We start from the raw sequence: 23,077 nt of genomic DNA on the forward strand, positions 1-23,077 counted from the left end.
CTACCGTGGACCTACTTTGATCCTGTCATATCGGACCTGACCGGCACATCCCCATAACCTGCGAAGCGTGGAGCGGATCTTCGTGGCCCGGCTGGCCGGGCTCGCGGTGTTCGATCCCGCCGGTGACAAGATCGGCCGGATCCGGGACGTGGTCGTCGCACTGCGCGGCCACTTGCCTCCGCGCGTCCACGGCTATGTCGTGGAGGTACAGCCGCGCCGCCGGGTGTTCCTGCCGATCACCCGGGTGATCTCAGTGGAGGCCGGGGCGGTGATCTTCACCGGCCGCCTCAACCTGCGCCGCTTCGAGCAGCGCGAATCGGAGACCCTCGCGATCGGCGAGCTCCTCGACCTGAAGATCACCGTCGACGACGTGCCCGGCACCGTCCTCGACCTGGCCATGGAGCAGCCCAACCCGCCCGACTGGCTGATCACCAAGGTCGCCTTCCGGAGCGGCACCCGCCGCAGGGGCGAGACCACGGTCGTCGACTGGGGCCTGGTCAGCGGCTTCGAGGTGGCGCAGAAGGACCAGGGCGCACTGAGCCTGCTGGCCGCCTTCGACGCCATGCGCCCGGCCGACCTGGCCGGAGTGCTCCAGGAGCTGCCCGGCAAGCGCATGGCCGAGGTCGCCGCCGCGCTCAACGACGACCGGCTGGCCGACGTGCTGGAGGAGCTGCCCGAACGCGACCAGGTCACCGTCCTGGGGAACCTCGACGCGGAACGGGCCGCCGACGTGCTCGAGCACATGGGCCCCGACGACGCCGCCGACCTGCTCCAGGAGCTCCCGCCCGAACAGGCCGAGGCCCTGCTGGCCCTGATGATCCCCGAAGAGGCCGATCCGGTACGCCGCCTCCTCGGCTACGCCGAGGACACCGCTGGCGGCATGATGACCACCGAGCCCGTCATCCTGCCCCCCAACGCCACCGTCGCCGAGGCGCTGGCCCGGCTGCGCAACCGCGAGCAGCCCCCCTCGATCGCCGCCCAGGTCTTCGTGTCCCGCCCGCCCACCGAGACCCCCACCGGCCGCTATCTCGGCATGGCGCACATCCAGCGGCTGCTCCGCGAACCCAGCTTCACCCTGATCGGCTCGCTCGTCGACGGCAGCGTCGATCCGATCAGACCCGAGTTCTCCCTCCCCGAGGTGGCCTCCTACCTGGCCACCTACAACCTGGTGGCGGCCCCGGTGATCGACGAGGACGGCCGCCTGATCGGCGCGGTGACCGTCGACGACGTGCTGGACCACCTGCTGCCCGAAGACTGGCGGAAGCGACATGACTGAAGGCCGTCTCGACCAACCACGCGAACTGCGCAGGCAACTGCCCATCCGGTACGACGCCGAGGCGTTCGGCAAATGGTCGGAGAAGTTCGCCCGGTTCCTGGGCACCGCGAGCTTCCTGGTCTACATGACCGCGTTCGTGATCATCTGGATCGGCTGGAACGCGCTGACCCCGATGAACTTCGACCCCTACCCGTTCATCTTCCTGACCCTGATGTTGTCGCTCCAGGCGTCGTACGCCGCCCCGCTGATCCTGCTCGCGCAGAACCGCCAGGACGACCGCGACCGGGTTCAGGGCGAGCAGGACCGCCACGCGGCGGAGCAGAACCGGGCCGAGCTCGAATATCTGACCCGGGAGATCGCCGCGCTGCGGATCGCCCTCGGTGAGGTCGCCACCCGCGACTTCATCAAGGCCGAGGCCGACTGGCTAGTCGACCAGCTTGACGGCAAGCGCGGCACACTGCCCTAGTTCGTCGCCGGTCAGCCGGTCGACGAATTCGGCCCGAACCCCCCGCAGGTAGGTCGGTGTGGCCTCGCCGAGACGGATGACACCCTTCTCGGTCAGCACGGCGTAAAGGCCGCGCGCGTCGCTCGGGCAGGCCTGCCGTTCGACCAGGCCGTCGCGTTGCAGCCGGTCGATGAGCCGGGTCAGCCCGCTGCGCGACAGCAGCACCCGGCCGGCGAGATCGTTCATCCGCAGCCGCCGGTAGGGCGCCTCGGACAGTTGGAGCAGCACATCGTAGGAGGCCATCGCCAGATCGTGGGACTCCAGGAGGTCGGATTCGATGCTCCGGGTGATCCGCATCTGGGCGCGCTGCATCATGCGCCAGACCTCGATTTGGTCCGCCGACAGGACAGGCGGACTTGTCGGACTCACCCGCGCCATCCTAGACGTGTGGCCTACGTTCGTAGGACTGGTCGGCAGTTCGTAGCATGACTACATGGCACCGACCCCAGAATTGGTGACGGCGGCCCTGGCGACGGTCAACGACCCTGAGATCCGCCGGCCGATCACCGAGCTCGACATGGTCAAGAGCATCGACATCGCCCCTGACGGGCTGGTGCGCGTAGGCGTCTTCCTCACGGTCTCCGGCTGTCCGATGAAAGACACGATCACCCGCGACATCACCGCGGCCGTCTCCAAGATCGAGGGCGTCACACGCGTCTCGGTCGAGATGGACGTGATGAGCGCCGAACAGCGCAAGACACTCCAGACCAAGCTCCGCGGCAACAAGGGCCCCGAGAAGGAGATCCCGTTCTCCCAGCCCGGCTCGCTGACCCGCGTCTTCGCGGTCGCCAGCGGCAAGGGCGGCGTCGGCAAGTCGTCGGTGACGGTCAACCTGGCCGCCGCGATGGCCGCCTCCGGCCTCAAGGTCGGCGTGGTCGACGCCGACATCTACGGCCACAGCATCCCGCGCATGCTGGGCGTCGGCGAACGGCCGACCAAGGTCGAAGACATGATCATGCCGCCGATGGCCCATGACATCAAGGTCATCTCGGTCGGCATGTTCAAGCCCGAAGGCAACAGCGCGGTGGTCTGGCGCGGCCCGATGCTCGACCGGGCGCTGCACCAGTTCCTCGCCGACGTCTACTGGGGCGACCTCGACATCCTGCTGATGGACCTGCCGCCGGGCACCGGCGACATCGCGATCTCGGTCGCGCAGCGCATGCCGTCGGCCGAACTCCTCGTGGTGACCACCCCGCAGCAGGCCGCCGCCGAGGTGGCCGAGCGGGCCGGGTCGATCGCCGTACAGACCCACCAGCAGATCGCCGGTGTGATCGAGAACATGTCCTGGCTGCCCTGCCCCCACTGCGACGAGCGCGTCGCGGTGTTCGGCGAGGGCGGCGGCCAGAGCGTCGCCGACGCCCTGACCCGCACACTCGGCTCCCGGGTGCCGCTGCTGGGCCAGATCCCGATCGACATGCGCCTCCGGGAGGGCGGCGACGAGGGCAAGCCCCTCGTCCTCACCGACCCCGACGCCCCGGCCGCCGCCGAACTGCGCCGCATCGCCGCCGGCCTGAGCAAGAAGAAGGGCGGCCTGAAGGGCATGAAACTCGACCTCAGCCCGGCCCGCTAGTCACGCTCTCCGCCAACCAGACAAAGCCCTTTTTCCGTTACGGCTCCGCCCACCCTGGCACCGCCCACCGCCTCAGTCCGCGCCGCATCCGGCGTCAACCGGCCGCGGTTGCTCCGCACCCGACGAACCAGGCACGACGTGGGTAAACGAAAGGCCCGCTCCATAGAGCGGGCCTTTCGTTTTATCTGGCCAGATTCCCCAGCGCTCAGGTCGCCTCGTTGTCGTAGGGAGGGATCTCGCCCGCCGACAGCTCCACCGTCATCGCCGGGGGCGGCGGGTCGGCCGAGGCCGTCTCCTCCGGCGTGGCGTTCCAGTCCTTTTCGACGTCGTCGAGCAGGTGCTTCTTGACGAAGTTCTTGGGGTTGAGGTCGGAAGGGTCGAAGTTCTTGAACTCCGGCCCCAGGTTGGCCTCAAGGTCGGTTCGCGCGTTGTTGGCCATCTGCCGGATCTGCCGCAGTGTCCGGCCCGCCTGAGAGGCGACACCGGGCAGCTTGTCCGGTCCGAACACCAACAGCGCGATCACTACCAGCGCCAGGATCTCCGCCCAGCCGAGTCCGAACACCGTAGATCTCCCTTGCCCTGCCCGAACCGTCGTGAATCAGACGTTGGCCACACACTACTGCCCGGGCACGCGTGCTACGAGGGCTGGGCCGATGGAGCCGGCGCCGCCCCGATCACGACGTCGACCGTTCGCTCCGCGCCCGCTCGCGTGTATTTGAACGGAACCCGGTCGCCGGGCGTCTTGCTGCGGATCGTGACGATCAGTTCGCGGCTGTCGCTGATCGGCTGCCCGTCGACCTCGAGGATCACGTCACCGGCCCGGAGCCCGGCCTTGTCGGCGGGCCCCTGCGGGGTGATCGGCGGCACTCCCCGGTCGGGCGCGTCGGCGATGCGGACACCCTGACCCTGGTAGTTCTGGTCGATCGTGATCCCGATCCTGGACGTGCGGGCCGAGCCCGTGGAGATGAGCTCCTCGGCGATCCGGCGGACCTGGTTGACCGGGATGGCGAAGCCGAGGCCGATGCTGCCCGACTGCTGGCCGCCCAGCGGCTGGCCAGCCCCTATGGTGGCGATCGCGGAGTTGACGCCGATCACCTCGCCCTTGCCGTTGACCAGCGGGCCGCCCGAGTTGCCGGGGTTGATGGCCGCGTCGGTCTGGATGGCGTTGATCAGCGCCGAGTCGCGCCCGCTCTCACCGCCGGCCTCGACGGGCCGGTTGAGCGAGCTGACGATGCCGGTGGTGACGGTCCCGGACAGACCCAGAGGCGAGCCGATCGCGATGACCGGGTCGCCGACCACCATCGAGTCGGAGTTGCCCAGCGTCGCCTCGGGCGCGCCGAACGTCTCGTCGGGTTTCACCACGGCGATGTCGGAGTTGGGGTCGCGCCCCACGATCTGCGCGGTGGTCGACTCGCGGTTGGCGAACCGGATGCGGATCGCCCCGCCCGACCGCGCGGCGGCGGCCACGACGTGGTTGTTGGTGACGATGTAACCGCCCCGGATCAGGAACCCGGAGCCGGTGCCCGCCTGCCCGCTGCCCTGCACCTCAAGCGAGACCACGCTCGGCAGCACCTTGGCGGCCACTCCGGCGACCGACTCGGGCGCGCGCCCGGTCGGCGCGACGGCCGGCGTCGGGATCGCGTAGGCGGGGTCGAGGCCCGCGCTGGGACGGGTCAGCAGGTAGGTGCCGCACGACGCAGCGCCGCCGGCCACCAGCGCGACGACCAGGCCGAGCGCGGCGAGTGTGCCGGTGCGCGGACCGGTGCGGCGCTCCCGCCGGGGCAGGAATTCGGTGGCCCCGCCGGGCGGCGGCGCCCACCCCTGCCCCATTCCGTAGGCGGCGGGCGGTGGTGGTGGCGGCGGTGGGAAGTAGGTCTGGGTGGGCTCACCACCGGGGAGTGGGGGCGGCGGGTGGGCCGCGCCCTGCTGCTGCTGCGGCTGGCGGGGGGCGTATTCCTCGTCCCACTCGCCCGCCGGATAGAACTCAGGCCGCCCGTACGCGTCGTCGTCACGCGTGTCGTCGGTCATCGTGCAGTCACTCCCAGCGGTTGTGGCGGGGCCGCGACCCAGTCTCAGCTTCTTCGGGCAGATTCCGGCGCGAGCCACAGCCGGCCTTCGGCCGTCAGCGTCTCGCTCCAGGCATACGACCCTTGTCAAGCCAGATCGTATGCCGTCTCACTGCCCAGACGGGGTTCCGGTTAGTCGCGTCAAGGAACAAGCTTGGGCGAGGGACCCGGTGACGGGGAGCCAGGCAGCCTGCCGTGAGGCGACGCGGTGACCTGCGGGGGGAACATCATCTCGGGTGCGGGGGCAGGGCGAGGTTCGCCGTTGACCAGGAAAAGCGACCCGAGGGCGACCGCCGCCGAAGCCACTCCGACCGCGACGTAGCCGGCCGCACGACGGCGGTGGCTACGGCCGGGGCCGGTCGCACCAAAAGGACGGCGGGCCGGCCGGGTGTCGGCGGGGGCGATGCTGAAAGGGCCCGGAAGCTCGCGGGGTAGCTGACGGGGTAGGGGGCGGGCCGGGGGGCCCATGTCTCCCATCCGCAGCAATGACATCGTCAGATCGGCCGGCATGCCGGGCGGGTCGAGGGAACGAAGGCGGCTTTTCAGGGCACGCATCCCGTCGACCTCGTCGCGGCAGTCGGCGCAGAACGTCAGATGGGCGAGGGCGCGCTCGCGCTCGTTGTGCGCGAGCTCGCCGTCGATCAGCGCGGAAACGCGCTCACCAAGATGCGTCATGCTCCCTCCCGGGTGAAAGATGAAGGGGGAAGCTGGTCACCGCGCGGCGCACGGTGATCGAGCGCGTCACGCAGCTGCGAGCGCGCCCGGTGGATGCGGCTGCGGACGGTGCCGAGCTTGACGCCCAGTGTCGCCGCGATCTCCTCGTAAGAGAGGCCCTCGATGTCGCAGAGCACCACGGCGGCCCGGAAGTCCGGCGGCAGCGCGTCGAGCGCGGCCTGGATGTCGGCGTCGAGGTGGTTGTCGTCGTAGGACCGCTCGGGGGACGGCTCACGGCCGTGGATGCGCTCCGCGGCGTCGTCGGCCAGCCCCTCGAACCGGATGCGCTGCTTGCGGCGCGCACCGTCGAGGAACAGGTTGGTCGTGATGCGGTGCAACCAGCCCTCGAACGTGCCCGGCTGGTAGCTGGACAGCGACCGGAACACCCGCACGAAGACCTCTTGAGTCAGGTCTTCCGCGTCGTGGATGTTCCCGGTGAGCCGATAGGCGAGCCTATAGACCCGTGCCGAGTGGTTTCTGACGACCTCCTCCCAGGTGGGAGGTGTCCAGGGGGACGCCTCTGCATCCGCCTGGTGGTCGCTGTCGTCCACCGGCAATCCCTTCTCCAGGACCGTTGCTACAGCCATAGTGCCTGGTTTCGCCCCTTCCTGCGTACCAGCGGCGAACGGACTGAACAAAGACCGTTCAAAGCTGCAACGTCCCCGTTGCGGCGTGAGTTCCCGATCGGGGCGTACTCCCCTACGCTTGCCAACCATGAACACGGCGAGCCTGGCCCATGCGGAGGACTTCGTCCCGGAGGACGACGTCCTGCGTACCGCGCGGCAGCGTGGCGAGGAGGTGGGCGCCACGCCCATCCTGTCCGGCGGGGGCGCCGCGCTCTGTTTCCTGGCGACCGCTGTCAACGCGCGGTCGGTGGTCGAGATCGGCACCGGTTGTGGTGTCTCGGGCCTGTGGCTGCTGCGGGGAATGCGCTCTGACGGCACGCTGACCAGCGTCGACGTCGAGCCGGAGCATCAGCGGCTGGCCCGGCAGGCCTTCGCCGAGGCGGGCTACGCCAGCGGGCGCACCCGGCTGATCGTGGGGCGGGCTCTCGACGTGCTGCCGCGTCTGGCCGACGGCGGCTACGACCTGGTCTTCTGCGACGCCGCCAAGCAGGAATACGGCGACTACCTGTCCGAGTCGCTGCGGCTGCTGCGTCCCGGCGGGATCGTGGCCTTCGACAACGCCCTGTGGCACGACCGCGTGGCCGACCCCACGCAGCGCGACCCCGAGTCGGTCGCGGTCCGCGAAGTCGGCCGTCTGGTCAGGGGCGATGAGCGGCTGCGCCCGCTGATGCTGCCGCTGGGCGACGGCCTGCTCGCCGCCGTCAAGCTGACGAACTGAGCCAGTCGAGCAGCAGCCTGACACCGAAGCCGGTGCCGCCCTTCTCGTTGCGTGCCGGGCCGGCGATGTCGAGATGGGCCCAGCGGCGGTCGCCGCTGAACTCCCGCAGGAACAGGGCCGCCTGCACCGAACCCGCCCCACCGCCGCCCTTCGCGTCGACGTTGGCGAGGTCGGCCACATCGGAGTCGAGGGCCGCCCTGGAGTCGGCCAGCAGCGGCATCCGCCAGAGCCGGTCGCCCGTGCGGGCCGAAGCCGCCAGCAGACCCGCGGCCAGGGCGTCGTCGGTGGCGAACAGGGCCCCGAAACCGCTGCCGAGGGCGACCTTGGCGGCGCCGGTCAGCGTCGCGATGTCGATCAGGATGTCGGGGTCGAGGTGGCGGTCGGCGTAGGCCATCGCGTCGGCCATCACCAGGCGGCCCTCGGCGTCGGTGTTCAGCACCTCGACGGTCCGGCCGCCATATTGGGTGATGACGTCGCTGGGACGCTGGGCGTTGCCGCCGAAGGAGTTCTCGGCGCAGGCGATCAGGCCGGTGACCTTGACCGGGACCTTGAAGGCGCGCAGCGCGGAGATGACCGCGATCACGGCGGCGCCGCCGGCCATGTCGGTCTTCATGTCCTTCATCGACGCCGACGGCTTCAGCGACAGGCCGCCGCTGTCGAACGTGATGCCCTTGCCGACCAGCACGACGTGGCGGGTGGCGCCCTCGGGGGCGTACGCCATCGTGATCAGGCAGGGCGGGTTGACCGAGCCCTGGCCGACGGCGCGGATGCCGCCGAAGCCGATCAGCTCGGTGTCGACGGTGACCTCGACGCCCTCACCGGCCAGCGCGATCGCCTGTTCGGCCAGCCACGCCGGTGACTTGATCGAACTGGGGGTGTTGGTCAGGTCGCGGGCGTCGCTCGTCGCCTTCGCCAGTGCCTCGCCCCGGGAGACCGCCTCGGCGTCGGCGCCGGAGACGACGATCTCGTGAACGGGGGTGGATTTCGGTTCGCCCAGTTTGTAGCTGTAGGTACCCAGGAGCGCTCCTGCGACCAGCTCGGCCACGTCGCCCTCGGAGGGGGCGACGATGGTCAGACGTTCCCGGCCCTGGACGCGGCCGGCCAGCGCGGCGCCCGCCTTGCGGAGGTCGGCCGGCGACGGGCCGGTGCCGTACAGAAGGACGCGGCGCACGCCGTCAGCTGCGGCGACGGGTATTTCGACCACCTCCCCGGGCTCTCCCTTGGCCTCGTAGTGCGCGAGCAGGGCCGGGACGGAGATCGGCAGCTCGACATCGGGGGCCAGGTCAGGGCCGAACGGGACGGCGAGGAACTCGGCGTCGCCGTCCACATCGGCCACGGTGGTCACGGTGGTCACTATGGGCACGGTTTCTCCACGTCGGAACGGAAGCGAGACGCGGACGGCCGTAGGCCAGCCAATGTCTCGCGCTGGAATCTGCCCTCAAGGACACAAGACGCGGACGGCCGCAGGCCGACCGTGGCTCGCGCTGGGAATCTGCCCCAATAACTCGGCCCCGGCGCGGAAGTCCGCGGCGGGGCCGACGTCGCTCGATATCCGGCTGTAGTCAGCCGACCACTTTCTTCAGCGCGTCGCCGAGGGCGCCGGCCTCATCCGCCGATAGCTCGACGACAAGCCGGCCGCCACCTTCGAGCGGGACTCGCATGACGATGCCCCGGCCTTCCTTGGTGACTTCCAGCGGACCGTCACCAGTCCGTGGCTTCATCGCCGCCATGCGTGTATCCCTTCCCGCGTTGTCGGCCGTCCAATGAAGGGTGGCCGGCGCATTCACGTCTTCTGTGATGTCCTATTATCCCGCCTCCGGGTTCAAAAAGGTAACGGGAGAGGACTCGGTTGAGGATCAAAGCGGTTCGCCTATGGATTGTCGGAGACAGTTCCTGACTCCACACTGGGTGGGGTGAACGCCCGAGCCGCGCTTTTCGACCTCTATGGGGACCATCTGCGCAGCCGCGGCGGGCGGGCCTCGGTGGCCTGCCTGGTCCGGCTGCTGGCGCCTCTGGAGATCGCCGCGCCCGCCGTCCGGACCGCGATCTCGCGGATGGTCCGGCAGGGCTGGCTCGACCCGGTTCGGCTGCCTCAGGGCGCCGGTTACGCGGCCACGCCGAAATGTGTGCGACGTCTCGACGAGGCGGCCGCGCGGGTCTATCGAGGCGGCACGATCACCTGGCCGGGCCGCTGGCACCTGCTGGTGATCGAACCCGTCCGCGACCGCACCCGGCGTGAGCGTCTGCGGGCCCACCTGTCGTTTCTCGGGTACGCCCCCCTCTCGGAGACCACCTGGATCGGCCCCAGGGCCTCGGCCGAACTCGATCAGCTCGACCTGACGGCCCACCGGTTCGAAGCGGTTCTGGACGGAGATCCGGTCGACCTGCTGGCCAGGGCCTGGGATCTCGACGCCATCGGGCGGGCCTACGAAGAGTGGCTCGCCGGGGCCCGGCCGCTGATCGACGGGCTGCCCGACGACGCCGCCGACGACGAGGTCTTCGCGGTCAGATCGCGGCTGGTGCACACCTGGCGCAACTTCCTGTTCCGCGATCCGGGGCTCCCGGCGGCGCTGCTGCCCTCGGGCTGGCCGGGCGACAAGGCGCGGGCCTATTTCGAACAGGAGGCGTCCCGGCTGATGCCGAAGGCGGCGGCGTTCGTGGAGCGGACCCTCACGACCTAGCGACACAGTCTTCGATGTGGTCGTTGACCAGGCCGATCGCCTGCATGAGCGCGTAGGCGGTGGTGGGGCCGACGAACCGGAAGCCCTTCTTCTTGAGCTCCTTGGCCAGCGCCTGCGAGTTCACCGTCGACGAGGGGATGTCGGCCATGCTCTTGCGGACGGGCGCATCGGGCTCGGCGTACTTCCAGACCAGCTCGGAGAGCCCTTCCGGGAGCTCCAGCGCGGCTCGGGCGTTGCCGATCGCGGCGTCGACCTTGGCCCGGTTGCGGACGATCCCGGCGTCGGCCATCAGGCGCTCGACGTCTTCGCCGGTGTAGGCGGCCACCTTCTCGATCACGAACCCGTCGAAGGCGCGCCGGAAGTTCTCCCGCTTGCGCAGGATCGTGATCCAGGACAGGCCCGACTGGAACGCCTCGAGGGTGACGCGTTCGTAGATCTTGGCGTCGCCGTGGACCGGGCGGCCCCACTCGTTGTCGTGGTAGTCGAGGTAGAGCGGGTCGCTGGTGGCCCAGGCGCAGCGGATGACCTCTACCCCGTGGTTGGCTACCACGCGTCCTCCTGCTCCTGCTTCTGCTCCTGGGGTTCTGCGGGAGGGGCGTAGACGGACTTGAGGCGGTCGGTCATCAGCTCGGCCACCTTCTGTTCGAGCACGGCGATGCGGGTGTCGCGATCGCGGATGGCGGTCGCGGCCCGCTGGAGGGTCTCGTCGACGGAACCGGTGTGGTAGCCGACCAGGCCGACCGGGAACTGCACGGTCACCAGGTCGACGGCGGTCACCTGGGCGGCGTCGGGTAGTTCCAGGGGCGGCACGTCGGGCGGGAACTCCGCCATCGCCCCGCCCTGGCCCATCGACACCCAGACCACGCAGCCCACGACCGCGAACGCGGCGAGAACGAGTACGACCAGCACATACGAATCGTGCCACATGTGGTGAGCGTGAGAGCATCGATGACGTGCCACTTGAGATCATTCAGCCCGGTGAGGTGGCCCGGGGGCCCGTCGTGGACCTGCCCGCCGACCTCGACGAGGCCATCGCCGTCGCCGCCGTCATGGCCTGGCGCGGTTCGGCGGCCTTCCGGGTGAAGGATCCGGCGCACACCGAATCCATCGTCCAGGCCGTCGTCATGACCGAGGCGATCGCCGGGCGCAGGCCACCGGCCCTGGCCCGGCGCGGGCTCGCCTAAGCCTCGTCGGTCCCGGGGGTGATCCGGGGAGTCGGCTGCTCCAGCAGGTCGAAGGCCTCTTCGACGCTCGTGGCCCAGGAGATGCCGTCGAAGACGTCGGGGCGGGTGAAGCCCTGGTCGTACATGTTGGAGACCAGGTCTTTCAGGGGGGCGTAGAGGCCCCACGGGTCGAGCAGGACCAAGGGTCTGCGGTGGATGCCGAGGACGCGGGCGGTCCAGATCTCGAAGAGCTCCTCCATCGTGCCGATGCCGCCCGGGAGGACCAGGAAGGCGTCGGAGCGGGCGTCCATGACGCTCTTGCGCTCGCGCATCCCGGTCGTGACGATCAACTCGGTCGAGTCGGTGTCGGCGATCTCGATGTCGACCAGGACCTGGGGGATGACCCCGATCGTCTGGGCGCCGCCGGCTCGTGCGGCGCGGGCGACCTCGCCCATGCACGACACGATCGCGCCGCCGCTGACCAGGTGGTGGCCGCGCTTCGCCAGTTCGGTGCCCGCGTCGGCGGCGAGCTGGAAGTATTTCGGGTCGATCTTCTGCGAAGAGGCGCAGAACACGCAGACGTACATTATTCGGCGTCTCCCACGAGGCTCGACTCCTCCTCGAGGCGGCGGTCCGCCTCGACGATGATCTGCACGGCCTCGTCGACGTCGTCGGTGACCCTGATCAGGTCGACGTCCTGCGGGGAGATCTTGCCCTCGCCGAGCAGCGACGACTTGATCCAGTCGACCATCGGGCTCCAGAACGACGTGCCCATCAGGACGACCGGGAACGAGGTGACCTTCCGGGTCTGGACGAGCGTCAGCGCCTCGAACAGTTCGTCGAGGGTGCCGAAGCCGCCCGGGAGGGTGACGAAGCCGCAGGAGTACTTGACGAACATGGTCTTGCGGACGAAGAAGTAGCGGAACTCGACGCCCAGGTTGACGTATTCGTTCATCGACTGTTCGTGCGGCAGCTCGATGCCGAGGCCCACGGAGATGCCGCCGGCCTCCACCGCGCCCTTGTTGGCGGCCTCCATGCAGCCCGGACCGCCGCCGGTGATGACGCCGTAACCGGCGTCGGCGAGCGCGCCCCCAAGGCGGACGCCGAGCGCGTAGTCGGGCGAGTCGGGCTTGGTGCGGGCCGAACCGAAGACGGTGACGGACGGCGGAAGCTCGGCCAGAGAGCCGAAGCCCTCGACGAACTCGGCCTGGATGCGCAGCACGCGCCACGGGTCCATGTGCAACCAGTCGGCGGGTCCGCGCCGGTCGAGCAGGCGCTGATCGTGGGTGGAGTCGGGCACCATCTCGCCTCGGAGCAGCTGCGGGCCCTGGCGACGTTCGCGGCGAATCGTGTTCATGGGACGCCACGCTAGCCCAGCCGGATGGCCGCCGAAAAAATCTTGAGAATCCCTGCGGAACGACGGAACCGGATTTCGCTCAGGGCCCGTCTAACAGTCGAGGGTGCTGCTCGGGACGGAAAGTGGCTTTCCCCGCCAAATGGCCGGCGAGGAAAGCCACTTTCTTCTTTCTCCAGGCAGAACACCCAGGTCAACGTCTAGGTCAACCAGGCGATCATGACCCGCTCCGCCTCGACGATCTTGTCGAGTTCGACGTATTCGTCGACTTTGTGAGCCATCGCGGGATCGCCCGGCCCATAGTTCACGGCAGGAACTCCGAGCGCCGAGAAACGCGCCACATCGGTCCATGCCACCTTCGCCCGGGGCTGCCCGCCGACCACTTCCGCGAATGCCGCCGCCACCGGGTTCTCCAGACCCGGGCGGGCGCCGGGGGCCGAGTCGGCGATCGTCACCTCGAAGCCGTCGAAGACCTCGCGGATGTGGTTCTGGGCCTGCTCCTCGGTGAGGTCGGGGGCGAAGCGGTAGTTCACCGTCACCACGCACTCGTCGGGGATCACGTTGCCCGCGTGGCCGCCGCGGATCAGCACCGCGTTGAGGCCCTCGTGGTATCTCAGCCCGTCGACGACCGGCTCGCGGGGGGTGTAGTCGGCCAGGCGGCTCATGATCTTGGCGGCGCCGTGGATGGCGTTGACGCCGAGCCAGCTGCGGGCGCTGTGGGCGCGGACACCCGTCGAGAGGATCTCGGCCCGGACGGTGCCCTGGCAGCCGCCCTCGATCTCGCCGTCGGTGGGCTCCATCAGGACCGCGAAGTCGCCGCGCACCCAGTCGGGGTGTTCGCGCACCAGCAGGCCGAGGCCGTTGCGGGCGGCCTCGACCTCTTCGAGGTCGTAGAAGACCAAGGTCAGGTCGCGGTTGGGGTTCTCGAGAAGGGCCAGTTTCAGCTGGACGGCCACGCCGGCCTTCATGTCGGTGCCGCCGCAGCCGATGAGGCGGTTCCCCTCGACCCGGCTCGGCACGTTGCCGGCGATCGGCACGGTGTCGAGGTGGCCCGCCACGACGACCCGCTCGGCCCGGTTCAGGAAGGTGCGGGCCACGATGTTGTTGCCGTGGCGGTCGACGGTCAGATGGGGCAGCCGCCGCAGCGCCTCCTCGACCTCGTCGGCCAGGGCCTTCTCTTCACCCGATTCCGAGGCGATGTCCACCAGATCGGCGGTCAGCGTCCTCACGTCCTGATCAAGTCGCATGTCAGCCGAGCCTACGGCAGGCCTGCGAGAAGGTAGGTTCTTGGGCTGTGAGCCGCCGCCCGTCCAGAACAGCACTGACCATCGTGGCCATCGTGGTCGTCCTGGCGGGAGCGATCTTCTTCGCCGGATATCAGCTGATGAAGAAGGCCGAGCCCTTCGTGCTCGGCGAGGGGTGCACGATCACCGTCCCGGCGGGGACGCTCGACCTCGATCTGGAGCAGTCGCAGGTCGCCTCGACGATCGCCGCCGTCGCGGCCCGGCGCAAGCTGCCCAAGCAGGCGCTGGAGATCGCCTACATCACGGCGATCCAGGAGTCGAAGATGACCAACATCTCCTTCGGCGACCGCGACTCGGTCGGCATCTTCCAGCAGCGGCCCTCACAGGGCTGGGGCACGGTCAAGCAGATCATGGACCCGGTCTACTCGACCCGCCGCTTCTTCGCCGCGCTGGAGAAGGTCGACGGCTACCTCGACATGAGCCTCCACGACGCCGCCCAGGCGGTGCAGCGGTCGGCCGACGGCGGCGCCTACGCCGACCACAAGCGCAACGCCGAGATCCTGGCCACCGCCTTCCGCGGCGACCAGCCCCGGGCGGTGCACTGCTGGTATCCGCCGAAGGAGGCGCCGCCCCCGCCGCAGCAGGCCGCCGCCACGAAGGAGTTCAACCGGGCCAGGGGCGCGACCAGGGAAGACTGGCTGAAGGCGACCTGGTACGTCACCCACGCCCCGCTCTACGGGCTGCGCGAGGTCATCCACGACGGCTACGTGTGGAGCGCCGCCAGCGGGCACGACGGCTGGAAGCCGGTCAAGGAAGGCTAGGCCTTGCGGTCGACCTCGATCGAGCCCGGCGTCAGCGGCGAGGCGTAGGAGGCGACCCACTGGCCGCCCTGCACCCGCTGGAACGACAGCAGCCGCCCGTCGTGGGCGCGGTAGTCGGCGAAGTCGAGCAGGCCGCGCTCGGGCAGGCCGGTCATGCCCTCGGCCCGGTAGGCGACGGTGCCGCGCTCGCCGGGGAAGAACTCGACGCCCTCCATGATCAGCATGCTCTTGGCCGGGACCATGCCCTGGGCCCGGACCGGCGTCCACAGCATGACCTCGAGGCCCTCGGGCCGCTCCTGAACCGAGAGCCAGTGGAGGCGGTGGCTGCCGTCGTCGAGCAGGTGCTCGGTCCACTCGTCGCCCTGCCGCATCAGGTGGAGGGCGCCGATGGCCTTGAAGCGGGTCCCCTCCACCGTGGCGGTGTCACCGACCTGGAGGGTGCGGGGATCGAAGAAGTCGAGCTCTCCGAAGTCGTCGAAGAACTCCGAGTCCACGTCGTCCCCGCCACGCCGGTCCCTGCGGGGGGACGCGAGGTACACGACCAGCGCGACGACCACCGCTGCGAGGCACAGACCGAGCACCACCGCTGTCGTCATGGCGCGCGATCCTATCAACACAATCGCGGCATATCAGCCCGTATGAGGGCGGCTCACCTATGCGGTTGTGAGGCGTGCGACCGCTGCGGCGATTCGTTCGTCTGTGGCGGTGACGGCTACACGGATGTGGCCCTCTCCGGAGGTGCCGTAGAAGCTGCCGGGGGCCACCAGGACACCCAGCTTGGCCATGCGGGCGACCTGGTCCCAGCAGCCGGTGCCGTCGGTGGCCCACAGGTAGAGGCCGGCCTCCGAGTGCTCGACGCGCCAGCCGGCCGACTCCAGGGCGGCCCGCAGGGCGGTGCGCCGGGCGGAGTAGCGGGCCCGCTGCTCGTCGGCGTGGGCGTCGTCGCCGAGGGCGGCGGCCATGGCGGCCTGCACCGGCTCGGGCACGATCATGCCAGCGTGTTTGCGCACCTCGAGCAGGCGCTTCACCAGGACCGGGTCACCCGCGACGAAGGCGGCGCGGTAACCGGCCAGGTTGGAGCGCTTGGACAGGGAGTGGACGGCCAGCAGGCCCTCGTGGGAGCCGCCGCACACGTCGGGGTGGAGGATCGAGACCGGGCGTTTCTCCCAGCCGAGTTCGATGTAGCACTCGTCGGAGGCGACGATCGCGCCGCGCTCGCGGGCCCAGGCCACCACCTTGGCGAGGTGTTCGGCCGGGAGCACCCGGCCGGTGGGGTTGCTCGGCGAGTTGACCCAGACGAGGGGCACCCGCTCCGGGCCGAGTGAGAGCAGGCCGTCGGTCGGGAAGGGCTCGGCCCCGGCCAGCCGGGCGCCCACGTCATAGGTCGGATAGGCGAGCTCGGGAAAGATCACCTTGTCGCCGGGGCCCACGCCGAGCAGGGTCGGCAGCCAGGCGACGAGTTCCTTGGAACCGATCGTCGGCAGGACGCCCGCAGGATCGACCGTCACGCCGTGGCGGCGGGACAGCCAGCCCGCCGCGGCCTCGCGCAATCGGGCCGTGCCGTAGGTCAGCGGGTATCCCGGACTGTCGGCGGCGTCGGTGAGCGCCCTGCGCACGACTTCGGGGACGGGGTCGACGGGGGTGCCGACCGAAAGGTCGGCGATGCCGCCGGCATGAGCCTCGGCAGTGGTCTTGTACGAGGCCAGGCTGTCCCACGGGAAGTCGGGCAGGGCGATCACGAGAAAGGGCTCCCGGTGGTGGGCGTCAGGTGGTGAGGCGTCAGTGGTCTTCGGCCTGAGGCGGCAGGGCGGCCACTACGGGGTGGTCAGCGTTGATCTTCCCAACCTTCGAGGCACCGCCGGGCGAGCCCAGGTCCTGGAAGAAGTCAACATTGGCCTTGTAGAAGTCCTTCCACTGCTCGGGCAGGTCGTCTTCGTAGAAGATCGCCTCGACCGGGCAGACCGGTTCGCACGCCCCACAGTCGACGCACTCGTCGGGGTGGATGTAGAGCATGCGCTCGCCCTCGTAGATGCAGTCGACAGGGCACTCTTCGATGCACGCCTTGTCCAGGACATCCACGCAAGGCTGCGCGATGACGTAGGTCACCTCTAGCTCCTTCTTTCCGGCACGACATGGGCCGCAGGTTGCTCCGTCCTAGTATTGCGGTGACTGTCAGGTAGCCGGAACAGGGAGGGGCCAATGTCATGGCCTTCCAGCTCAAGGTGACCATCACGCCGGCCGATGTCGGGAGCCGGGTCTCGGTCCGCAGGGCGCTCCCCGAGGGGTTCCGCGACGTCGTCGGGGTGCTTGAGGCGTGGGAGAACGGCATCCTCTCGGTACGCAAGAGGGACGGCTCCGTCGTCGAGTTCCCCGAAAAGGTCATGGCCGCGGCAAAGGTCGTCCCCGGCTGAGGCGTGCCGCCTCGACGTGGCGGGACATGACGCCAAGCATTCGATTCGTGACCAGACTCGTGACCACTCCCGCGCTGGCGGCCCTCCTGGCCCTGGCGGCCTGTTCGTCCCAGGGCGGCGAGACCAAGGCCCTCCCGCCGGTCAACGTGAAGGGCGCCAGCCTCCAGGCGGGCTTCGGCAACATGGACCGGCTGGTCGAGGCCGCCCAGAAGGAAGGCAACCTCACCGTCGTCGGACTGCCCCGCGAATGGGTCAACCACGGCGAGCTGATGGACGTCTTCGCCGACAAGTACGGCATCAAGATCGAGTCGCTCAACCCTGCGGCCAACAGCCAGCAGCAGATCGACGCCGTCGCCACGGCCCAGAAGCCCGACGTCTTCGACCTCAGCGTTGACGTGGCCCTCGCCAACGCCGCCACGTTCGCGCCCTACCAGGTGACCGGCTGGACCGACATCCCCGACGAGGTCAAGGCCCTCAACGGGGCCTGGTACGCCGGATACGGCGGCTACATGTCGATCGGCTACGACCCGCGCAAGATGAAGGCGCCGGTGTCGTACACGGATCTGCTCAAGCCGACGGGCCGCACGGCCGGCACCACGGTCGCGCTGGCGGGTGACCCGCTGAAGAACGCCAGCGCCTTCAACGGCGTGATGGCGGCCTCGATGCAGGGCGACAAGTTCGACGCCAAGCGGGGCGTCAAGACCTTCGCGGCCCTGAAGAAGGCCGGGGCGGTGGCGGCCGCGCCCGAGCAGGCCACGGCGGTGCTCGACTGGGACTACCTGAACGCCGCCAGGTCGGCCGCCAACGCGGCCAACTGGCAGGTGACCATCCCGGCGGGCTCGGTGCTGGCCTCGCCCTACGTGCAGGCGATCAGCGCGAGCGCGCCCCATCCGGCGGCGGCCCGGCTGTGGACCGAGTTCCTGTTCTCCGACGAGGGCCAGAACATCCTGATGAGGGGTTACGCGCGGCCCTCGCGGATGGAGGCCATGCAGATGCGCAGCACGCTCGACAACGAGGCGGCCGGGAAACTGCCGAAGCTCAACGGGACGCCGGTGTTCCTGAGCATCCCGCAGCAGGACGCCGCGAAGATGTATCTCAAGCAACACTGGTCTCAGCAAATGAGCTGAAAAACACTGATTCCACGGCTGGCGTACAGTAATGCCGGACAACCGTGGAAGTGAGCCCATCTTGCGATACGACACACCGACGCTCATGAGGTGGAACGCTCGCGCCTACGACAGCTCATTCGGCTATGTCTCGGCGCAGGGCGCTCCACTCGTGGAGCTGCTCGACCCGCAGCCGGGTGAGCGCGTGCTCGACCTCGGCTGCGGCACCGGCGTGCTGAGCGGTGAGATCGCCATCCGCGGGGCCTACGTCCTGGGGATCGACGGGTCCCACGCGATGATCGAGGCGGCCATCGCCCAGTTTCCCCGGCTCGACTTCGCCGTGGGCGACGGCCACGACTTCAGCGTGTCCCAGCCGTTCGACGCGGTGTTCTCCAACGCGGCCCTCCACTGGATGCACCGCGACCCCGACGCGGTGATCGACAACGTCCGCAACGCGCTGCGGCCGGGCGGCCGGTTCGTGGCCGAGCTCGGCGGGGCAGGCAACTGCGCCGCCCTGACCTCCGCCATGCTGACCGCCTGGCGCGAACACGGCCTTCGCGAGCCCGAACTGCCCTGGTATTTCCCCAGCCCGGCCGAGTACGCCGTCCGCTTGGAACGCGCCGGTTTCACCCTCCGCATCCTGGAGCACTTCGACCGGCCGACCCCGCTCGACGAATGCCCCAACGGCGCGGCCGACTGGGTGCGCATGTTCGCCGGGTCGCTGCTCGACGGCCTGTCCCCCGCGCGGGTCGAGTCGCTGCTCAGGAGGGTGAACGAACTCGCGGCCCCCGCCCTGCGCCACGATTCCGGCTGGATGGCCGACTACGTGAGACTCCGTTTCGCCGCCGTGCGCCGCTGAAGGGTGACACCATCGTTTGTGGCTGTTCGTCACGGATGAAACTCCCGCCACGGCAGGGGATTTGCCAGACTATGGTCTGGTCTTACGGAAGTGATGGGGATAGCGATGAACTTCTGCCTGAGTGACCTCGTGCCACCACTGCGCTGGAGTGACGCTGCCGCCATCCTGAGCGGTCGGGACGGACTGCCCGACGCCTGGTGGCGGTCCCTGCCGATGAGCCGGGTGCTGAGTGCGCTCGGGGTCGACGAACTGGCGGAATTGCTGACTGATCTGACGCTTGACCAGTGGCCCGCGGCGGCCGTGGGCGACGTGCTGCCCGCCCTCCATGTGCTCGACGCCGAAGACGCGGACGACCCTCAGGTGGGGATCGCGCTCGACCGGGCCGGATCGTGGGCGGGACTGCTGGCGCTGACCGGGCGGGAGCTGACCGAGCAGCCGTTCGTGCGCGCCCGGCCGTTGATCACGGCGCTCTATTCGGCCGTGCTGACCAAGCTCGCCGGGGGCGAGACGCCGCCGAAGGCGCCGTTCAAGCCCGAGCCGGAGGCTCCCGTCGAGGAGCCCTACGAGACCAAGGCCGCGCTGAAAACCCCCTTCCCGCCCAAGCAGGTCAACGGCAAAGTGCCCTCGCGGGCCCCCTTCGAGGCCAAGGCCCCCGTCGAAGAGGCCGAGGCGCCATGGCTGGAGGACGCCGCACCCGAGGAGCCGTCCGCCACCCCATCCGCCGTACAGGCCCCCGTCGTCCCTCAGCCGCGCAACACCAGCGAGGACGACGAGGATCTCGCCGAGGTGATCGACCGGGTCTTCGCCGCCCTCGACGACCAGAGCTGGATGGTCGCGCAGAACCGGGTCTTCACCGACTCCCCCACCTCGTTAGAGTCCCTCTCCAAGCTGCTCGGAGTCCCCGCGAGCCTGATCGAGGTGTCCGAGAACGCGCTGCGCGCCCGTCTCAGGGACTGGCTCGCCTCGCCACCGGCCGCCCGCTACCGCGCCTACCTGCTCAACCTGACCGAACTCCTGGGCGTCGCCGCGCCGAAGGCACGGCTGGTCAACGCCGCCGAGTGGCATACCAGGGAGCTGCCCTCCCTCGACGTGCTGGCCTGGCAGTTCGTGCTGGCCACGCTGCCCGGCTACCAGATCTCCGGCGACTGGATCGTCCAGGGCGATCTGGCCGAGCTGCACGATCGCACCCGGGGTCTGATCGTGAACGCCGACCGGCCGCCCACCGTCTCGCGGGCCCTCGAACTCGTCTCCACGCTCGGCATACATCCCGAGGTCGCCAAGGAGTGGCTGGAGAACGTACCGCAGCTGCGGATACAGAGTCCGAACGGCGGGCCACCGCCGCCGCCCACCCCTTTCACGCCGCCTCCCCGGCCCGCCGACGTGTCCCAGACGCAGCGCTGCTTCCGTCAGCCCGACGGGCGCTGGTGGCTGCGGATCGACGTCGACCCGGGCCATCTGGCCGGGACCGAGGTCGCGCTGCCCGAAGGCTTCGCCCTGTATCTGGGGTTGTCGCCGGGTGGTGAAAGGTCGGTGCGCAGCGCCGCCGGAGACGTCACGATGACCTGGCGGGAGTCTCCCGCCATCGACTCGCTCGGCCGCATCCTCAGCGAGGTCGCGGCCAAGGAGGGCAGCCACATCTTTCTCACCCTCTCCGACGAGGGCATGCTCAGGGTCCGCCATCTCCCCGCCGCCACCGCCGGCGACACGATCGCGCGGGCGCTGCGCCTGGTCGGTTACACGGCCCCCGGCGGAACCTCCGACCAGGCCGATCGCGTGATCGCGACCCGCATCGGCCTGACCGGGCCGACCACGCCCGACGAGCTGCGGGCCCGCCTCCGAGAACGTGGGGACAGAGACCTGCTGTCCCTGCTGGGATAGGCCCCCATGCCCCGCCTCGCCGTCTCCCTGGACTTCACGCAGGAACTCGCCACCCTGGCCCGGCCGGTGCGCCGGGACGCCGTGGTGTCCGTCAGACGGTTCCTGCACAACTCGCCCGCCGGGCCGGTGCCCGAGCGCGTGCGCAACGCGCGCGACCCCCGCGTGACGACGTTACGCCTGGCCGACCGGCACCGCGCGGTGGCCGTCCGCCAGCGTGACGTCTACTGGCTGGTCACGATCCTGCCCGACGCCGAGGCCTACACCTACGCGCAACGGCACCGCTTCACCGTGAACTCCGCGATCGGCGTGATCGAGGTCTGGGACGCCGAGTCGCTGGCCCGGGTCGAGCCCGCCCTCCGCCGGTCGTCGGCGGGGTCGGAGAAGCGCCTCTACGGCCACATCTGCGAGACCGACCTCATCGACATCGGCATCGACCAGGAACTCCTGCTGCCGATGGTCCGGATGATGGCCACCGACGCCCACCTGGCCGCCGTGGAACCGCTGCTGCCGGAGAGCCAGTACGCCCCTCTGGCGGCGCTGGCCCGGGGCGGATCGCTGACCGACGCGTGGCGCGAGCTCGACGGCTGCCGGGTGACCTCCGTCGAGAACGTCGATGTCGACGACCTGGAGGGGGCGCTGCTGCGCTCCCCCGGCAAGGCCGCCTTCGCCGGCGACCGGGTCGAGCTCGACCGGGTGCTGACCAAGCCCCACTGGTGCACGTTCCTCTACCCGCCGCAGCACACCTACGCCAACTGGCCCGCCTACGACCGCCCCGTGCTGGTCACCGGCGGCGCGGGCACCGGCAAGACGGTGATCTCGCTGCACCGGGCGGCCTACCTGGCCAAGGAGAACACCGGGCCGATCCTGCTGGCGACCTTCTCCCAGGTGCTCGCCAACGAGCTGTCGGCCAAGCTCGACCTGATCATCGACGACGAGGTCGTGCGCAAGCGCGTCGAGGTCACCAACGTCGACCGGCTGGCCCACCGCATCGTCTCGGCCGCGGAGGGCAAGGCCCCCACGCTGGTCGGCGACGTGACCAAGCTGTGGGAGGAGGCGGCGGGCAGCCGCTTCGGCGCGGCGTTCCTGCTGCGGGAGTGGGAACAGGTGATCCTCTCCCAGAACCTGCGCACGCTCGACGAATACCTGACGGCCGAACGCCCCGGCCGGGGCGCGCAGCTGTCCCGTGACATCCGCACCAACGTGTGGCGGGCGGTGGAACACGTCGAGGGACGTCTGCGGGAACAGGGCCGGCGGACCCTCCTCCAGCTGGCCTCCGAAGGCGCCGAGTTACTGGGACGCACGACCGACGTGCTCGAGAGCGACGCGCCCAGGCGGGAGCCGTACAAACACGTGGTGATCGACGAGGCGCAGGACCTGCACCCGGCGCAGTGGCGCCTGCTGCGGGCGGCGGTGCCGCCCGGACCGAACGACATGTTCATCGTGGGCGACCCGCACCAGCGCATGTTCGACACCCGCGCGGCCCTGGCGGGCATGGGCATCCCGGTCCGCCGGTTCCACCTCAAGATCTCCTACCGGCTGCCGCACGAGATCCTGTCCTTCGGTGTACGGCTGCGCGGCGGCGGTCCCGTCGACGGCCTGGTCGAGGGCGCGGCCGAGATGTACGGCTACCGCTCCACCGTCCACGGCCCGCGCCCGCTCGTGCGCGAGTACGTCTCCCAGGACGCCGAGATCGGCGGTCTGGTGGCCCACGTGAGCGACTGGCTGGCCGACGGCGTGGCCCCCGAGGAGATCGCGGTCTCGGCCCGCACGGTCGAGATCGTGCGGATGGCACGGGCGGCCCTGCGTGACGCGGGCATTGAAGTGAAAGTCACGATGCTGCACGGTATGAAGGGACTGGAGTTCCGGCGGGTGGCCGTGATAGGTGTCGCAGAGGGGATCATCCCGGCGCCCGACGCGCTCACTCCCGCCACGGAGGATCCGACGGCGAGAGCGCATGACCTGCAGCGAGAACGGGGGTTGCTGTATGTCGCGTGCACGCGGGCGAACGAGTTGCTCTACGTGTCCTACTCAGGTCGGGCGAGTCCCTTCCTTCCTGCCTGATCCCCTAATCTGAACTGCGGATAA

At 69.7% G+C, this 23,077-nt stretch carries 27 protein-coding genes; 12 read left to right on the top strand and 15 right to left on the bottom strand.

Features of this window, described 5'->3' with window-relative positions:
- Positions 1–67 precede the first annotated feature (67 nt).
- Together AW272_RS28095 and AW272_RS28100 are read left to right on the top strand one after the other, a co-directional pair.
- Positions 68–1,276 carry a magnesium transporter MgtE N-terminal domain-containing protein gene (locus AW272_RS28095; RefSeq protein ID WP_066371325.1) on the top strand — a complete coding sequence of 403 codons (1,209 nt, stop codon included), beginning with the start codon at positions 68–70 and terminating at the stop codon, positions 1,274–1,276.
- On the top strand, positions 1,269–1,742 hold the full coding sequence (locus AW272_RS28100; RefSeq protein WP_066371330.1) for a DUF1003 domain-containing protein: 474 nt from the start codon (positions 1,269–1,271) through the stop codon (positions 1,740–1,742). Before AW272_RS28095 ends, AW272_RS28100 begins: the two co-directional genes overlap by 8 nt.
- On the opposite strand, the gene AW272_RS28105 is transcribed toward AW272_RS28100, so the two are convergent.
- On the bottom strand, positions 1,701–2,150 hold the full coding sequence (locus AW272_RS28105; protein WP_245657756.1) for a MarR family winged helix-turn-helix transcriptional regulator: 450 nt from the start codon (positions 2,148–2,150) through the stop codon (positions 1,701–1,703). The genes AW272_RS28100 and AW272_RS28105 overlap by 42 nt on opposite strands.
- A 64-nt stretch (positions 2,151–2,214) precedes the next feature.
- Here AW272_RS28105 and AW272_RS28110 point away from each other — a divergent pair, with 64 nt between their 5' ends.
- Complete coding sequence (locus AW272_RS28110) at positions 2,215–3,351, top strand: Mrp/NBP35 family ATP-binding protein (protein WP_066371339.1); 1,137 nt, start codon at positions 2,215–2,217, stop codon at positions 3,349–3,351.
- 205 nt (positions 3,352–3,556) lie between these two features.
- On the opposite strand, the gene AW272_RS28115 is transcribed toward AW272_RS28110, so the two are convergent.
- The 4 genes from AW272_RS28115 to sigE form a co-directional block, all read right to left on the bottom strand.
- Positions 3,557–3,913, bottom strand: coding sequence for a sec-independent translocase (locus tag AW272_RS28115; protein ID WP_066371340.1), 357 nt, complete (start codon positions 3,911–3,913; stop codon positions 3,557–3,559).
- Between the two features lie 74 nt (positions 3,914–3,987).
- Entirely contained in the window at positions 3,988–5,379 is a 1,392-nt protein-coding gene (locus tag AW272_RS28120; protein WP_066371342.1) for a S1C family serine protease, read from the bottom strand.
- 179 nt (positions 5,380–5,558) lie between these two features.
- A complete protein-coding gene (locus AW272_RS28125) occupies positions 5,559–6,092 on the bottom strand; it encodes an anti-sigma factor family protein (RefSeq protein ID WP_066371344.1) in 534 nt (177 codons plus the stop codon).
- The gene (gene sigE, locus AW272_RS28130; RefSeq protein ID WP_066371346.1) at positions 6,089–6,718 is read right to left on the bottom strand and encodes an RNA polymerase sigma factor SigE; all 630 of its coding nucleotides are present in this window, start codon (positions 6,716–6,718) and stop codon (positions 6,089–6,091) included. Before sigE ends, AW272_RS28125 begins: the two co-directional genes overlap by 4 nt.
- A 127-nt stretch (positions 6,719–6,845) precedes the next feature.
- On the opposite strand from sigE, the gene AW272_RS28135 reads away from it, so the two are divergent.
- Complete coding sequence (locus tag AW272_RS28135) at positions 6,846–7,475, top strand: O-methyltransferase (RefSeq protein ID WP_066371362.1); 630 nt, start codon at positions 6,846–6,848, stop codon at positions 7,473–7,475.
- Here the strand turns inward: AW272_RS28135 and AW272_RS28140 are convergent.
- Complete coding sequence (locus AW272_RS28140; RefSeq protein ID WP_066371365.1) at positions 7,459–8,838, bottom strand: leucyl aminopeptidase family protein; 1,380 nt, start codon at positions 8,836–8,838, stop codon at positions 7,459–7,461. The genes AW272_RS28135 and AW272_RS28140 overlap by 17 nt on opposite strands.
- A 199-nt stretch (positions 8,839–9,037) precedes the next feature.
- A complete protein-coding gene (locus tag AW272_RS41165) occupies positions 9,038–9,205 on the bottom strand; it encodes a DUF3117 domain-containing protein (protein ID WP_082777371.1) in 168 nt (55 codons plus the stop codon).
- A 183-nt stretch (positions 9,206–9,388) separates the two neighbouring features.
- On the opposite strand from AW272_RS41165, the gene AW272_RS28145 reads away from it, so the two are divergent.
- Positions 9,389–10,156: a PaaX family transcriptional regulator gene (locus tag AW272_RS28145; RefSeq protein ID WP_066371367.1), complete on the top strand. Its 768-nt coding sequence runs from the start codon at positions 9,389–9,391 to the stop codon at positions 10,154–10,156.
- Here AW272_RS28145 and AW272_RS44530 read toward each other — a convergent pair.
- Both AW272_RS44530 and AW272_RS44535 read right to left on the bottom strand, forming a co-directional pair.
- Positions 10,146–10,706 carry a DNA-3-methyladenine glycosylase I gene (locus AW272_RS44530; protein ID WP_066371371.1) on the bottom strand — a complete coding sequence of 187 codons (561 nt, stop codon included), beginning with the start codon at positions 10,704–10,706 and terminating at the stop codon, positions 10,146–10,148. The two genes, AW272_RS28145 and AW272_RS44530, sit on opposite strands and share 11 nt — an antisense overlap.
- Complete coding sequence (locus AW272_RS44535; protein WP_066371373.1) at positions 10,700–11,083, bottom strand: hypothetical protein; 384 nt, start codon at positions 11,081–11,083, stop codon at positions 10,700–10,702. The genes AW272_RS44530 and AW272_RS44535 overlap by 7 nt, the downstream gene beginning before the upstream one ends.
- 26 nt (positions 11,084–11,109) lie before the next feature.
- On the opposite strand from AW272_RS44535, the gene AW272_RS28160 reads away from it, so the two are divergent.
- On the top strand, positions 11,110–11,340 hold the full coding sequence (locus tag AW272_RS28160; RefSeq protein WP_157518835.1) for a hypothetical protein: 231 nt from the start codon (positions 11,110–11,112) through the stop codon (positions 11,338–11,340).
- Here the strand turns inward: AW272_RS28160 and AW272_RS28165 are convergent.
- The 3 genes from AW272_RS28165 to dapE form a co-directional block, all read right to left on the bottom strand.
- A complete protein-coding gene (locus AW272_RS28165; RefSeq protein ID WP_439649162.1) occupies positions 11,337–11,894 on the bottom strand; it encodes an LOG family protein in 558 nt (185 codons plus the stop codon). The genes AW272_RS28160 and AW272_RS28165 overlap by 4 nt on opposite strands.
- An 11-nt stretch (positions 11,895–11,905) precedes the next feature.
- Positions 11,906–12,676 carry an LOG family protein gene (locus tag AW272_RS28170; RefSeq protein WP_066371386.1) on the bottom strand — a complete coding sequence of 257 codons (771 nt, stop codon included), beginning with the start codon at positions 12,674–12,676 and terminating at the stop codon, positions 11,906–11,908.
- A gap of 197 nt (positions 12,677–12,873) precedes the next feature.
- A complete protein-coding gene (gene dapE / locus AW272_RS28175) occupies positions 12,874–13,920 on the bottom strand; it encodes a succinyl-diaminopimelate desuccinylase (protein ID WP_066371389.1) in 1,047 nt (348 codons plus the stop codon).
- Positions 13,921–13,967: 47 nt separating this feature from the next.
- On the opposite strand from dapE, the gene AW272_RS28180 reads away from it, so the two are divergent.
- Positions 13,968–14,738 (top strand): hypothetical protein, encoded by a 771-nt coding sequence (locus AW272_RS28180; protein ID WP_157518836.1) that lies wholly within the window; start codon positions 13,968–13,970, stop codon positions 14,736–14,738.
- On the opposite strand, the gene AW272_RS28185 is transcribed toward AW272_RS28180, so the two are convergent.
- Genes AW272_RS28185 through fdxA form a run of 3 tightly spaced genes read right to left on the bottom strand, consistent with a single transcriptional unit; the run spans position 14,735 to position 16,844 of the window.
- Positions 14,735–15,334, bottom strand: coding sequence for a DUF4178 domain-containing protein (locus AW272_RS28185; protein ID WP_066371391.1), 600 nt, complete (start codon positions 15,332–15,334; stop codon positions 14,735–14,737). The two genes, AW272_RS28180 and AW272_RS28185, sit on opposite strands and share 4 nt — an antisense overlap.
- A 57-nt stretch (positions 15,335–15,391) precedes the next feature.
- Positions 15,392–16,477, bottom strand: coding sequence for a succinyldiaminopimelate transaminase (dapC, locus tag AW272_RS28190; RefSeq protein ID WP_066371394.1), 1,086 nt, complete (start codon positions 16,475–16,477; stop codon positions 15,392–15,394).
- 40 nt (positions 16,478–16,517) lie between these two features.
- Positions 16,518–16,844 carry a ferredoxin gene (fdxA, locus tag AW272_RS28195; protein ID WP_061299825.1) on the bottom strand — a complete coding sequence of 109 codons (327 nt, stop codon included), beginning with the start codon at positions 16,842–16,844 and terminating at the stop codon, positions 16,518–16,520.
- Positions 16,845–16,942: 98 nt separating this feature from the next.
- On the opposite strand from fdxA, the gene AW272_RS28200 reads away from it, so the two are divergent.
- The 5 genes from AW272_RS28200 to AW272_RS28220 all read left to right on the top strand — a co-directional run bounded on the left by AW272_RS28200 (position 16,943) and on the right by AW272_RS28220 (position 23,053).
- The gene (locus AW272_RS28200; RefSeq protein WP_066371396.1) at positions 16,943–17,149 is read left to right on the top strand and encodes a putative acetyltransferase; all 207 of its coding nucleotides are present in this window, start codon (positions 16,943–16,945) and stop codon (positions 17,147–17,149) included.
- 47 nt (positions 17,150–17,196) lie between these two features.
- Positions 17,197–18,276, top strand: a complete 1,080-nt coding sequence (locus tag AW272_RS28205; protein ID WP_245657757.1) for an ABC transporter substrate-binding protein — start codon at positions 17,197–17,199, stop codon at positions 18,274–18,276.
- An 85-nt stretch (positions 18,277–18,361) separates the two neighbouring features.
- Positions 18,362–19,114, top strand: a complete 753-nt coding sequence (locus AW272_RS28210; protein ID WP_066371936.1) for a class I SAM-dependent methyltransferase — start codon at positions 18,362–18,364, stop codon at positions 19,112–19,114.
- A 105-nt stretch (positions 19,115–19,219) separates the two neighbouring features.
- Complete coding sequence (locus AW272_RS28215) at positions 19,220–20,992, top strand: hypothetical protein (RefSeq protein ID WP_066371402.1); 1,773 nt, start codon at positions 19,220–19,222, stop codon at positions 20,990–20,992.
- A gap of 6 nt (positions 20,993–20,998) precedes the next feature.
- The gene (locus AW272_RS28220) at positions 20,999–23,053 is read left to right on the top strand and encodes a UvrD-helicase domain-containing protein (protein ID WP_066371404.1); all 2,055 of its coding nucleotides are present in this window, start codon (positions 20,999–21,001) and stop codon (positions 23,051–23,053) included.
- Positions 23,054–23,077 lie beyond the last annotated feature (24 nt).

Origin of the sequence: Herbidospora mongoliensis, from assembly GCF_001570545.1 — a bacterium.
GTDB lineage: Bacteria > Actinomycetota > Actinomycetes > Streptosporangiales > Streptosporangiaceae > Herbidospora > Herbidospora mongoliensis.